This is a genomic window from Mesorhizobium sp. M1C.F.Ca.ET.210.01.1.1 (assembly GCF_004791585.1).
Lineage (GTDB): Bacteria > Pseudomonadota > Alphaproteobacteria > Rhizobiales > Rhizobiaceae > Mesorhizobium.
Window position 1 is genome coordinate 197,396 of sequence record NZ_SRUU01000004.1, and the last position, 12,685, is coordinate 210,080.

Consider the following 12,685-nt stretch of genomic DNA (forward strand, 5'->3'; position numbering starts at 1 on the left):
GTCGCATTCGGCAGGTTTATGCCAGCTTAAACCGCCGCTGGCCCCAGTTATCGCGACGAATTGAGCGGCAGCCGGTCAAGCCCGCTTGGCGATTATGAAGATCCGCGGAAAATGCAGCAGCACCTTGCCGTTTGCCGTCTTCGGATAGGCCTTTGCGATCTTCGCGGTATAGCTGTCGAGGAATGCCTTCTTCTCATCCGCGTCGAGCGGATCGAGAAACGGCTTCAGCCCTGTCGCCTTCACCCATTCGACGATCGCTTCGGCGTCGGCCAGCGGATGGTTGTAGATCGTGTGCCAGATATCCACGCGGTCGGCGAGCGGCGACAAAAGATCATAGTAGAAGGAAACCGGCGGCAGCGGCGCGCGGGCGGCGCCCTCGAGCTTGGCCGAAAACGGCATCTCGGCCGCCGCCTCGCGCATCAGCCGGTGCGAGGGTTCGCCGAGATTGTCGGGCATCTGGATGGCCAAGGCGCCGCCCGGCGCGAGCAACCCCATCAGCCGCTGGAACACCGCCGGATGCTCCGGCAGCCACTGAAAGACGGCGTTGGCGAAGATGACGTCGACCGGATGCTCGGGCTGCCAGGCGGAAGCGTCCGCGAGCGTGAAATTGACGTTGGGCAGCCGCGCCCTCGCCTTCTCGATCATGTCCGGCGAAGTGTCGAAGCCGCTGACCTCGGCATCCGGCCAACGTTCGACCAGAAGCTCGGTCGAATTGCCCGGACCACAGCCGATATCGACAACGCGGCGTGGGAAATCGACTGGGACCTGTGCCGCCAGGTCCCGCGCGGGGCGCGTGCGCTCGTCCTCGAACTTCAGATATTGGGCGGCGGACCAGTCAGCCATTTCAGAACCTCGCGTGTTCGCCGCCCCGGGTTAATCCCTTACCGCGTCAGCCGCTTGTGCGTCATGCGGTGCGGGGTCGCCGCTTCGGCGCCCAGGCGGCGAAGCTTGTCCTTCTCATATTCCTCAAAGTTGCCCTCGAACCATTCGACATGCGCGTCGCCCTCGAAGGCAAGCATATGGGTCGCCATTCGGTCGAGGAACATGCGGTCGTGGCTTATGATGACCGCGCAGCCGGCATAGGCTTCGAGCGCATCTTCCAGCGCGCTCAGCGTTTCGGTATCGAGGTCGTTGGTCGGTTCGTCGAGCAGCAGCACGTTGCCGCCCCCTTTGAGCATCTTGGCCAGATGGACGCGGTTGCGCTGGCCGCCCGAAAGGTTGCCGACCTTCTGCTGCTGGTCGCCGCCGCGGAAGTTGAACGACGAGCAGTAAGCGCGGCTGTTGACCTCGTGCTTGCCGAGCTTGATGACCTCGGCGCCGCCGGAGATCTCTTCCCACACCGTCTTGTTCGCATCGAGCGCGTCGCGGCTCTGGTCGACATAGCCGAGCCTCACGGTCTCGCCCTTGCGGATCGAGCCGGCATCCGGCGTTTCCTGACCGGTGATCATTTTGAACAGCGTCGTCTTGCCGGCGCCGTTCGGGCCGATGACACCGACGATGCCGCCCGGGGGCAGCTTGAACGACAGGTCCTCGATCAGCAGCTCGTCGCCAAAGCCCTTGTTGAGGCCCTCGACCTCGATGACGACGTTGCCGAGGCGCTCGCTCGACGGGATGACGATCTGCGTGTCGGTCGGCTTGCGGTTCTGCGACTGCTCGACCAGTTCCTCATAGGCCTTGATACGCGCCTTGGACTTGGTCTGGCGCGCCTTCGGCGAGGACTGGATCCATTCGCGTTCGCGCCAAATCGCCTTCTGGCGGGCGTCGTCCTCGCGGCCTTCCTGGATCAGGCGCTTGGCCTTGGCGTCGAGATATTTGGTGTAGTTGCCCTCGTAGGGGATGCCGCGGCCGCGGTCGAGCTCGAGGATCCAGCCGGTGACGTTGTCGAGGAAGTAGCGGTCGTGGGTGATGATCAGCACCGAGCCCGGATAGTCGCGCAGATGCTTTTCCAGCCATTGCGTGGTCTCAGCGTCGAGATGGTTGGTCGGCTCGTCGAGCAGCAAGAGATCGGGCTGCTCCAGCAGCAGCCGGCAGAGCGCCACGCGGCGGCGCTCGCCGCCCGACAGGTTGGTCACCTCGGAATCGGCCGGAGGGCACTGCAGCGCGTCCATCGCCATCTCGACCTGCTGTTCGAGATCCCAAAGATTGAGGCGATCCATCTCGTCCTGGAGCTTGGCGGACTCGTCCGCCGTCTCGTCGGAATAGTTCATCATCAGCTCGTTGTAGCGCTCGATGATGGCGGTCTTCCTGGCGACGCCCTCCATGACGTTTTCGCGCACGGTCTTGCTGTTGTCGAGCTGCGGCTCCTGCGCGAGATAGCCAACGGTCGCGCCCTCGGCCAGCCACGCCTCGCCCTGATACTCCTTGTCGAGCCCGGCCATGATGCGCAGGATCGTCGACTTGCCCGAGCCGTTGGGGCCGAGAATGCCGATCTTGGCGTCCGGGTAGAAGGACAGGTGGATGTTATCGAGCACCTTCTTGGTGCCGTAGGCCTTCGACAGGCCGGACATGTGATAGATGAACTGGCGTGCCACGCGCGCTTTCCCTGGAAACTGAGGTGTCAGGTTGGATGGGGGTTGCGCGCTATGTAGGCGATGAAGCGCCGAACGGCAATCGCTTTCGGCATGCCGCAATTTGTCCCGGAGCTTGCGCCGGGCTGAAGCATCGGTCTCAGGTATCGATCTTTTCCTCGTCCCGTTCCGGCCGAACGAAAGCTGCGGTTAACCATTCGGCGTCAAAACGAAGGCAGGTTGAGCAAATCGCATGAGGGCGCGATTTCGGGAAAGATCGGATCGACGTGGTGCTGAACGCTGTCCTGCTCCTTGCCGAAGCGGTTCTCTATTTCGGCGCCATGGTCACGCTCTTCCGCTTCCGGCGCCGGATCGGGCTCGGCGTGTTCGTCTGCGCTCTCGGCGTCATGCACTTCCTTGAAACCTATCTCGCCAGCGTCTTCTACGTCGCGCTGCCCTTCGGCATGGTCTCGCCGGGCTCGGCCGTGATGTTTTCCGGAAAGCTGGCGATGCTGCTCCTGCTCTACATCAAGGAGGATGCGGCGACCGTCCGTCAGCCGATCTACGGCCTGCTGCTCGGCAATGGCTTGCTGATCGCACTTGTGCTGGTCCTGCGGCTGCACGCGATTTCACCGCTTGCCGACGGCCGGGTCCCCGACATCGGCTTCATCGACGAGATGGGCTGGCTGATGGTGTGGGGCACCTCGCTGCTCTTCGTCGATGCCATCCTGATGATCCTGCTCTACGAGAAACTCGGCGCCTATCTGCGCCACCTGCCTTTCACCCGTATTCTTGCCTCCGTCGCCTGCGTGCTGACATTCGACCAGGCTGGCTTCTTCACCGCTCTGCATTTCGTCGCCGGCGCGCCGATCGAGGTCTTCTTCGGCGGCTGGTTTGCCAAGATGGCCGCGGCGCTCGCCTACAGCGGCATGCTTGTCGCCTATCTAAGGTGGGTCGAGGATCACGATGTCGGGCTGCCGCGCGGCCTCTCGGACATATTCGACACCCTCACCTATCGCGAACGTTACGAGGCGCTGGTCAAGCATGTCGGCCGCGACGGGCTGACCGGCCTGCTGCACCGCGGCAGTTTCGATACCGAGGGCGAGGCGGCTGTCGCGGCGGGTATCAGGACCGCTAAGCCGCTCAGCCTGCTCATCGTCGATGTCGACCATTTCAAGTCGATAAACGACCGGTTCGGCCATGCCGAGGGCGACAAGGTGCTGAAATCGGTTGCCGCAGCGCTGATCGAGACGGCCGGCAGCGAAAACCAGGTGTTCAGGATCGGCGGCGAGGAGTTCGCGATCCTGTGCCCACAGCCGCACGCGCTGGCAAGGCTGCTCGGCGAAGGCATCAGGAACGCGGTCAAGACTTCCGCCCACACCAGGCGCTTCAACATCACGGTGAGCGCCGGCGTCTCCACGGTCGGCGAGACGACACGCTGCCTGGCCGACATCTTCGCACTTGCCGACCAGCGCCTCTACAAGGCCAAGTCGAGCGGCCGCGATCGCGTGGTCGGCGAGCCCGGCACTGATGTCATCCGCGAGGCAACCCCGAAGACCGCCTGATCGACAGCAAACCCGGCTGCCGGCCTGCCCTCACTGGAATCCGATCGCATCGACCGTGCCCTTCGGACAGCCGGCCTTGCCAGTCGGCGCTGAGGCCATGAGCAGGTCGGCGAGCTTGCTGTCGGGACCGATCGGACCGGAGAGGCCGAGCGTCAATTCGCCGATCAGCCGCCTGCCGCCCGACGGATCGACCAGGCAAGAGACGCGCACGCGGTCGCCGGCGCCGGCGCCGAAGGCCTTGTCGAAGGCGTCGCGGATCTGTTGCGACGTCAGCTGCTTGCCGATGTTCTTGGTGAAGAGATCGCGCACCTGCGAGGCGTTCACCTCGCGCATCAGATTGAGCGCGTCGGAGAAATACTTCTGCTGGTCCTTGCCGTAGCAGGTGCCGTGCTTGATCCATTCGTGCCGCTCGAGCTTGGAAGCCGTGCCCGGCATCACCTGGTCAAGCTCGGCGCGCGTGCTGGCGTCGAGGTTGACGGGCGGCAGATCCCCCCAATGCGCCGGATTGTCGTTGGCCTTGTCGCTTGCCGGGACCTGGCAATAGAAATTGCCGTTCGGCTGCGGCCACAGCCCATGCAGAGTGAAGTGCGAAGCGTCGAACTCATTGGGATTCTGCGCCTTGCATTCGGGCTTGCTGGCCTTGGTCTCGCAGAAGGCCGGCTGCCAGCTCAGCGCGAAGACATATTCAGGCTTGCCGGGAGCAGGCTGCGACGGCTTGGTCTGGCCGGCGGGCGCCGGCGTGGTCGCCGCACTGCCGCCCGTAACATGGCCGCAACTGATCTTCACCCAGCGCCGCTCCGGATCGGCGCCCGGAACCTGGATGAGGTAGTGCGTGGGCTCGTCCTTGTTGCCGGCCAAAAGCTGATAGCTCTGTCCTGCCTCGGTGGACACGTTGCCGGGGTTCTTGCTGCTCTTGATCGCTTGCGTCGCCGGACAGGCACTATCGGCAACGAAGCTTCCGCTCATCTTCACGTCGGCATGCGCCGCGCCAGTCAGCGCCGAGATGGCCAGCGCCAATAAGAAAGCAAAACCTGTCCGCATGATCATGCCCTGGCTGAAAGATGCTGCAGCACACACTGCCGTTTTATCCATGTCAGAATTGCGATGACGCGCGCCGCGTGACAAGAGCGATCAGCAGCCATCAACGCAAAACTCTTCGCGCCGCATTGACGCAAAACCGTCGCCAGCGCAAACAATCCCGACAAGCGCGAAAGCGCCTGGGAGGGGAAGCATGTCATTCAACGAACAGCGCGTCGCGAGGTCGCCGACCGGAGCCGAACTCAATCTCTATGTAAAACACGCCGACGAGCGTCCGCGCGCCGTCGTCCAGATCAACCACGGCCTGGCCGAGCATTCGGCGCGCTATGCCCGCTTCGCGGATTTCCTTGCGGACCGCGGCTTCCACGTCTACGCCCATGACCATCGCGGCCATGGCGCGACAAAGGCGCCCGACGCGCCGCTTGGCAGGTTCGCCAATATCGATGGCATCGCCAAGGTGATCGCCGATGTCGATGCCGTCCACGACCTGATCGCCGCCGAGCATCCGGGACTGCCGGTCATCGTTTTCGGCCACTCGCTCGGCGCGTCGATCGCGCTGAATTTTGTCCTGCGCCATTCCGGGCGCGTCCATGCTGCCGCCATCTGGAACGGTAATTTTGCGCAAGGGTTGCTCGGCCAGCTGGCGCTGGGCATCCTCGGCTGGGAGCGCATGCGGCTGGGCTCCGACGTGCCGTCGCGCCTGCTGCCGAGGCTGACCTTCCAGGCCTGGGGCAAGGCCGTGCCCAACCATCGGACCTTGTTCGACTGGCTGTCGCGCGACCCGGCCGAGGTCGACAAATACATCGCCGACCCGCTCTGCGGGTGGGATGCCTCCATCTCGATGTGGCGCGATGTGGTCCAGATGGCGCTCCACGCCGGCAAGGATGCCAGCTTTGCCGGCGTGCGCCAGGACCTCCCCGTCAACCTGGTCGGCGGCGAGAAGGATCCGGCCTCGGACTATGGCAAGGCGGTCAGCCACCTCGCCCGGCGCATGGACAGGATGGGCTTTTCGAATCTGGTTTCAAAGGTTTACGCCGACACCCGCCACGAAAGCCTGAACGAGGTCAACCGGGACATCGTGATGAACGATTTTGCTGCCTGGGCCAACAGCGTGCTCAAATCCTGACCTGGCGTGGCCCACTGCAAGGGCCGTGACAGGGGCGGCTGCTATTGATAGAGGCTGCGCTTTCGACCCCATCACGGTGATCCATGGCCGAACCCCCGCTGAAAGGCATCCGCGTTATCGAACTCGCCCGCATCCTGGCAGGCCCCTGGGCCGGGCAGTTGCTCGCCGATCTCGGCGCCGATGTCATCAAGGTCGAGAGCCCGGACGGCGGCGACGACACCCGCAAATGGGGCCCGCCCTTCGTCATGAGCCATGAGGGCGAGAACCTGTCGGCCGCCTACTATCATTCCTGCAATCGCGGCAAGCGCTCGATCGCCATCGATTTCTCCAAGCCCGAGGGCGCCGACACGCTCCGTCGTCTCGTCGCCACCGCGGACGTGCTGATCGAGAACTTCAAGCTCGGCGGCCTGAAGAAATACGGGCTCGACTATGAGAGCCTGAGGAAGATCAATCCGCGCCTCGTCTATTGCTCGATCACCGGGTTTGGCCAGGATGGCCCCTACGCGCCGCGCGCGGGCTACGATTTCATCATCCAGGCTATGGCGGGCATGATGTCGATCACTGGCGAGGCCGGCCGCGAGCCGCAGAAGGCGGGCGTCGCCATCTCCGACCTGTTCACCGGTCTCTATTCGGTAATCGCCATCCAGGCGGCGCTTCGCCATGCGGAAAAGACCGGCGAAGGCCAGCACATCGACATGGCGCTTTTCGACAGCCAGATCTCGGCGCTCGGCAACCAGAACCTCAACTATCTGGTCTCCGGCAAGTCGCCGGTGCAGATGGGCAATGCGCATATGAACATCGCGCCTTACGAGGTGCTGCCGGTGAAGGACGGCCACATCATCCTGGCCGTCGGCAATGACGGCCAATTCGGCAAGTTCTGCGCCGTGGTCGGTCTGACCGATCTGCCCGCCAACCCGGATTTCGCCACCAACCCGGCACGTGTCGCCAACCGCGCGAAATTGCGCGAGTTGATCATCGAGAAACTGAAAATCTGGGATCGCGACCCGCTGCTGGCGAAGCTCGAAGCGGCCAGCGTGCCGGCGAGCCCGATCAACACGATCGGCCAGATGTTCGCCGACCCGCAGACGATCGCGCGCGGCATGCGGCTCGACCTCGACGACGGTCACGGCAACCTTCTGCCTTCGGTTCGCGCGCCGATGGTGATGTCAGGCACGCCGCTCGTCTACGAGCGCCCCTCGCCGCGTCTCGGCGAGCACACCGAGGAAATCCTTGCCGAACTGGAGAGATCAGCAAAATGAAGACCGGCGGACAACTGATCGTCGAGGCGCTGGAAGCGAACGGCACCGACCGCATCTTCTGCGTACCTGGCGAATCCTATCTCGCGGTGCTCGACGCGCTGCATGATTCATCGATCCGCACCATCGTCTGCCGCCAGGAAGGCGGTGCCGCGATGATGGCTGACTGCCAGGGGCGCCTGACCGGCAAGCCCGGCATCTGCTTCGTCACCCGCGGTCCCGGCGCCACCAACGCCTCGGCCGGCGTCCACATCGCCATGCAGGATTCGGTGCCGCTGATCCTGTTCATCGGCCAGGTCGCTAGCCACGCCAAGGAGCGCGAAGCTTTCCAGGAGGTGGACTACGAGCGCTTCTTCGGAGACATCGCCAAATGGGTGGTCGAGATCGACGATGCCTCGCGCATTCCGGAATTCGTCACCCGGGCATTCGCCGTGGCGACATCGGGCCGCCCTGGCCCTGTCGTCGTCTCGCTGCCGGAAGACATGCTGACAAGCGAAGTCGAGGCGCCGCAAGCCCTTCCGCACACGCCGGTCGAGACGCGCCCTGGCGAAGCCGAGCTCGACGCGCTGGAAATGCTGCTTAGCAGTGCCGAGCGCCCGTTCGTCATCCTTGGCGGCACGCGCTGGGACGAGGAAGCGGTGGCGCGGATGCGCACGATCGCCGAGACATGGTCGCTTCCTGTTGGCTGCTCCTTCCGCCGCCAGATGCTGTTCGACCATCTTCATCAGAACTACGCCGGCGATGTCGGCATCGGCATCAACCCGAAGCTGGCGGCGCAGATCAAAGCTGCCGACGTCGTGCTGCTTGTCGGCGGCCGCATGGGCGAGATGCCGTCCTCCGACTACACGCTGCTGAAGAGCCCCTACCCCGACCAGGCGCTTGTGCATGTTCATGCCGATGCCGGCGAGCTCGGCCGCGTCTATCGGCCGACGCTGGCGATCAACGCTTCGCCTTCAGCCTTCGTCGCGGCCTTCGCCAAGCGCAAGCCTGCCGGCACGCCCGCCTGGGCAGCGGAGACGGCGAAGGCACATGCCGCCTACCTCGAATGGTCGACACCGCCTGAGACCGGCCCCGGCGCCGTCCAGATGGGGCCGATCATGAACTATTTGGAAAAGACGCTGCCGGAGGATGCCATCCTTACCAACGGCGCCGGCAATTACGCCACCTGGGTGCATCGCTTCCACCGCTCCCGCCGCTTCGGCACGCAGGCAGCGCCCACCTCGGGCTCGATGGGCTACGGCACCCCGGCGGCGGTCGCCGCCAAGGCGCTGTACCCGGATCGCACCGTGGTTGCCTTTGCCGGCGACGGCTGCTTCCTGATGAACGGGCAGGAATTCGCGACCGCCGTGCAATACGGCCTGCCGATCATCGTCGTCGTGGTCAACAACGGCATCTACGGCACGATCCGCATGCATCAGGAGCGCGAATATCCAAACCGCGTCGTCGCCACCGACCTCAAGAACCCGGACTTTGCTGCGCTTGCCCGTTCCTATGGAGGCCATGGCGAGACGGTGGAGAAGACCGAGGACTTCGCGCCGGCCTTCGAGCGCGCGCGCGCCAGCGGCAAGCCGGCGATCGTCGAGATCAGGCTCGATCCCGAAGCGATCACGCCGACCCGCACGCTGACCCAGATCCGCGACAAGAACTGACCGACACGCGAATGGGGCGGTACACCGCCCCCTTCGTCGCGATTGCGCTACATCGCCTTCTCGATCTGCCCCCGGATCTCGCCATCCTTGTTGGCTGCGGTGTGGACGTTGACGTAGTACTTGCCGGCCTCAAGGTCGGCCGCCTGCGCGTCAGTCAGCGTCGCCGATCCTTTGATCGGGCTCTTGAGCTTCTTGAACGGGATGACCGGTGGCGCGCTTTGACCCGCGGCGGCCGGACCATGAATGTGAGCGGCTACCGCCGGCCCGCTGAGGCCGGAATATTTCACATTCCAGCTGAGCTTCTTCGTGGCGGTGTCGAAGGTGAATGTGGCAGTCCCCTTGCCCTTGGTGGTGACAGGCGGGCTCTGCTGGGTGCCGTCGAGCGTCGCCTTGTATTTTACGGTATCGGCCATGACCGGCGATGCTAACAGCAGGGCCGTTGAGACGGCGAACGCCGAAAGCAGTGGCAAGGATTGGATGCGCATGAAGAACCTCCGTTGAGTACAGCTCCGCCGCGACTCCCCGGCGCGCGGATGCACCACTGCAACGGCTGAGCGGCACAATGTATCCCGACACACGCATATTTTACCGACACCAAACAAAAGGGTGGTCGCCCGCCCTTTCTGGATTCCACGAAGACAATGATCAGACGGCCGCCAGCGCCTGCGCCAGATCGGCGATCAGATCATCCGGGTGCTCGACACCGATAGACAGTCTGACCGTGGTCTCAAGCACGCCGATGCGCTGGCGCACGTCGTAGGGAATGCCGGAATGGGTCATGGCCGCCGGATGGCTGGCCAGCGATTCCGTTCCGCCGAGGCTTACCGCCAGCTTGAAGATCTGCAGGCTGTTGAGAAAGGTGAAGGCCGCCTTCTGCCCGCCGCGAATGTCGAAGGAGAACGTCGAGCCGGCGCCGCTGCATTGCGCCCGGTAAGTGCGACCCGCAGGGGTGTCCTCGCCCACGAACGGCAGATAGTGCACCTTCTCGACCTTGGGATGGTCGCGCAGGAATTCAGCGACGAGGCGGGCGTTGTCGTTCGCCCGCTCCATGCGGATCGACAGCGTCTCAAGCGAGCGGCCGAGCATCCAGCAGGAATGCGGGTCGAGTTGGGTGCCGATCGCGCCGCGCAGCGCCTTGATCGGCTTGGTCACCGCCTTGCCGCCCATGGCGGCACCCGCGATCAGGTCGGAATGGCCGCCGACATATTTGGTCAGCGAATAGACCGAAACATCGGCGCCGTGTTCGATGGGCCTCTGGAATACCGGGCCGAGCAAGGTGTTGTCGCAGACGATGATCGGCGTCGTTCCTTGCCGGACGCCGATCTCGTCGGCGATCCTCCGCATCAGCGCAATGTCGACAAGACTGTTGGTCGGATTTGACGGTGTCTCGATCAGGATGACCGACACGCGGCCCTTGCCGGCGGCGGCGTCCGCGGCCGCGCGCACCGCCGCCTCGTCGACGCCGTCCGCGAAGCCGACAGCCTCGATGCCGAAGCCGGCGAGCGTGCGTGTCAGAAGCGTCTCGGTGCCGCCATAGAGCGGCTGCGAATGCAGGATGACGTCGCCCGGGCGGGCATATGCGAAAAGTGTCGTCGCGATCGCCGACATGCCGGACGAGAACAGGATGCAGGCGTCCGTCCCCTCATAGATCGCAAGCCGGTCCTCGACGATCTCGCTGTTGGGGTGGTTGAAGCGCGAATAGACCAGACCGGAAGCCGTGCCGCTCGGAGGCTCCTTGCGGCCGGAGGTATAGTCGAAGAAGTCGCGTCCCTCTTCCGCCGATTTGAACACGAAGGTCGAGGTGAGGAACACCGGCGGCTTGACGGCGCCCTCCGAAAGCTGCGGATCGAAGCCGTAGCTCAGCATCAGCGTCTCCGGGTGGAGCTTGTGGTTGCCGATATGGGTTTTCGAAGGGCGCGGCGCGGTCATGGGCTTTTCCTGCTTTTTCGAGGAGTATCGCTCCGCAATTTATGCGATCCCATTCATGCAGTCCTTGCTATTTTCGGGCTCCCATGGCTGCGTTCTCGCAATGAATTGCCTGGAGAGACCGAAAGTGCAGCAGAAGATAGCCGACGATTTCGACCGCAAGATCCTGCGTGAACTGCAGGCCGACGCCCGCATCACCAACAATGAGCTTGCCGAGCGGATCGGTCTGTCGCCGTCACCCTGCCTGAGGCGCGTGCGCCGGCTGGAGGAAGCCGGTGTTATCAGGGGCTACACCGCGCTGGTCGATCCGGCCGCTTTCGGATGGGGCATGGTTGCCATCGCCACCATCCGGCTCAGCCGTCAAAACGAAGACGAGATCGTCATGTTCGAGGAAGCGATCCGCGGCTGGGAAGAAGTCCTGGAATGCCACCTCGTCACCGGCTCGCGCGACTATGTGCTGAAGGTGGTGGCAGGAAGCCTCGAACAGTACGAGCGCTTCATCAAGGAAAAGATCGCTCGGCTGAAATGCGTCGCCTCGATCGAGACCAGCTTCGTCATGAACACCATAAAGGAACGGCGCCTCTAAGGCGCCGTTCTCAAGATCAGAATAGTGCGTGATAGCCTACTTGATCGCCTTGTCGGTGATCGCCGTGGTGTAGGCGCCGGTGGGCTCCTTGGCGATGATCTTCTGGTCGAGCAGCGCCTTGGCGGTGCGCTCGTAGGTGGCCGGATCGAGCTTGCCGTCGGCATTGTCGATCAGCTTGGCGACTTCGCCCATCATGCGCTTCTGGTGGTTCTCGTCCTGGCCGCCATTGTCCATGACGATGCCGGCCGCCTCATCCGAATTGTCGACGGCGTATTTCCAGCCCTTCATCGAGGCGCGCACGAAGCGCACCATCTTGTCGGCGAAGGCAGGATCCTTGAGCTTGTCCTCCAGCGCATAGAGTCCGTCCTCGAGCAGATCGTTGCCCATGGCCGAATAGTTGAACACGGTGAGCTGCTCCGGCTTGTAGCCGGCGTCGATCAGCTGCCAGTACTCGTTGTAGGTCATGACCGAGATGCAGTCCGCCTGCTTCTGGATCAGCGGCTGCACGTCGAAGCTCTGCTTGAGCACGGTGACGCCGTCAGGCCCGCCCTCGGTCTTGAGGCCGAGCTTGTTCATCCAGGCGTAGAACGGATATTCGTTGCCGAAGAACCAGACGCCAAGCGTGTGGCCCTTGAAATCTGCTTCGGTCTTGATCGGGCCGTCCTTCGGGCAGACCAACTCCATGCCGGCCTTCTTGAAAGGCTGGGCGATGTTGACCAGCGGCACGCCCTTCTCGCGCGCGGCGAGCGCGCCGCCCATCCAGTCGACGATGACATCGGCGCCGCCGCCGGCGATCACCTGCTCGGGCGCGATGTCGGGACCGCCCGGCTTGATGTCGACATCGAGGCCTTCGGCGTCATAAAAGCCCTTGGCCTTGGCGACGTAGTAGCCGGCGAACTGGGCCTGCGTGACCCATTTCAGCTGCAGCGTCACCTTGTCGGCCGCCATCGCCTGGAAAGCGGCCAGCGACATCGCCCCGGCCAAAGCAGAAATTACCAGTCTTTTCATGTTTTTACCCTCTGAAGTTAGCAC

At 63.7% G+C, this 12,685-nt stretch carries 11 protein-coding genes; 5 read left to right on the plus strand and 6 right to left on the minus strand.

Annotation, left to right across the window (positions count from 1 at the left end; all coding sequences use genetic code 11):
- Positions 1-75 precede the first annotated feature (75 nt).
- Together tam and ettA are read right to left on the minus strand one after the other, a co-directional pair.
- Positions 76-843, minus strand: coding sequence for a trans-aconitate 2-methyltransferase (gene tam / locus EN853_RS06755; protein WP_127858672.1), 768 nt, complete (start codon positions 841-843; stop codon positions 76-78).
- A 38-nt stretch (positions 844-881) separates the two neighbouring features.
- The gene (gene ettA / locus EN853_RS06760) at positions 882-2,531 is read right to left on the minus strand and encodes an energy-dependent translational throttle protein EttA (RefSeq protein WP_127858671.1); all 1,650 of its coding nucleotides are present in this window, start codon (positions 2,529-2,531) and stop codon (positions 882-884) included.
- A gap of 266 nt (positions 2,532-2,797) precedes the next feature.
- Between ettA and EN853_RS06765 the strand changes: the two genes are divergently transcribed.
- Positions 2,798-4,072 carry a GGDEF domain-containing protein gene (locus tag EN853_RS06765; protein WP_127858670.1) on the plus strand — a complete coding sequence of 425 codons (1,275 nt, stop codon included), beginning with the start codon at positions 2,798-2,800 and terminating at the stop codon, positions 4,070-4,072.
- Between the two features lie 30 nt (positions 4,073-4,102).
- Here EN853_RS06765 and EN853_RS06770 read toward each other — a convergent pair whose 3' ends face one another.
- Positions 4,103-5,113 (minus strand): ribonuclease, encoded by a 1,011-nt coding sequence (locus tag EN853_RS06770; RefSeq protein ID WP_127858669.1) that lies wholly within the window; start codon positions 5,111-5,113, stop codon positions 4,103-4,105.
- Between the two features lie 190 nt (positions 5,114-5,303).
- Between EN853_RS06770 and EN853_RS06775 the strand changes: the two genes are divergently transcribed.
- The 3 genes from EN853_RS06775 to EN853_RS06785 all read left to right on the plus strand — a co-directional run bounded on the left by EN853_RS06775 (position 5,304) and on the right by EN853_RS06785 (position 9,141).
- A complete protein-coding gene (locus tag EN853_RS06775; protein ID WP_127858668.1) occupies positions 5,304-6,236 on the plus strand; it encodes an alpha/beta hydrolase in 933 nt (310 codons plus the stop codon).
- An 83-nt stretch (positions 6,237-6,319) separates the two neighbouring features.
- Positions 6,320-7,495 carry a CaiB/BaiF CoA-transferase family protein gene (locus EN853_RS06780; RefSeq protein WP_127858667.1) on the plus strand — a complete coding sequence of 392 codons (1,176 nt, stop codon included), beginning with the start codon at positions 6,320-6,322 and terminating at the stop codon, positions 7,493-7,495.
- Positions 7,492-9,141 (plus strand): thiamine pyrophosphate-binding protein, encoded by a 1,650-nt coding sequence (locus EN853_RS06785; protein WP_127858666.1) that lies wholly within the window; start codon positions 7,492-7,494, stop codon positions 9,139-9,141. The genes EN853_RS06780 and EN853_RS06785 overlap by 4 nt, the downstream gene beginning before the upstream one ends.
- A gap of 47 nt (positions 9,142-9,188) precedes the next feature.
- Here the strand turns inward: EN853_RS06785 and EN853_RS06790 are convergent, their stop codons facing one another.
- Entirely contained in the window at positions 9,189-9,626 is a 438-nt protein-coding gene (locus tag EN853_RS06790) for a CHRD domain-containing protein (protein ID WP_127858665.1), read from the minus strand.
- Positions 9,627-9,786: 160 nt separating this feature from the next.
- Positions 9,787-11,070 carry a cystathionine gamma-synthase family protein gene (locus tag EN853_RS06795; RefSeq protein WP_127858664.1) on the minus strand — a complete coding sequence of 428 codons (1,284 nt, stop codon included), beginning with the start codon at positions 11,068-11,070 and terminating at the stop codon, positions 9,787-9,789.
- Positions 11,071-11,194: 124 nt separating this feature from the next.
- Between EN853_RS06795 and EN853_RS06800 the strand changes: the two genes are divergently transcribed.
- A complete protein-coding gene (locus EN853_RS06800; protein ID WP_126093047.1) occupies positions 11,195-11,653 on the plus strand; it encodes an Lrp/AsnC family transcriptional regulator in 459 nt (152 codons plus the stop codon).
- 36 nt (positions 11,654-11,689) lie between these two features.
- On the opposite strand, the gene EN853_RS06805 is transcribed toward EN853_RS06800, so the two are convergent.
- Entirely contained in the window at positions 11,690-12,661 is a 972-nt protein-coding gene (locus tag EN853_RS06805) for an ABC transporter substrate-binding protein (RefSeq protein WP_127858663.1), read from the minus strand.
- Between the last annotated feature and the right edge of the window lie 24 nt (positions 12,662-12,685).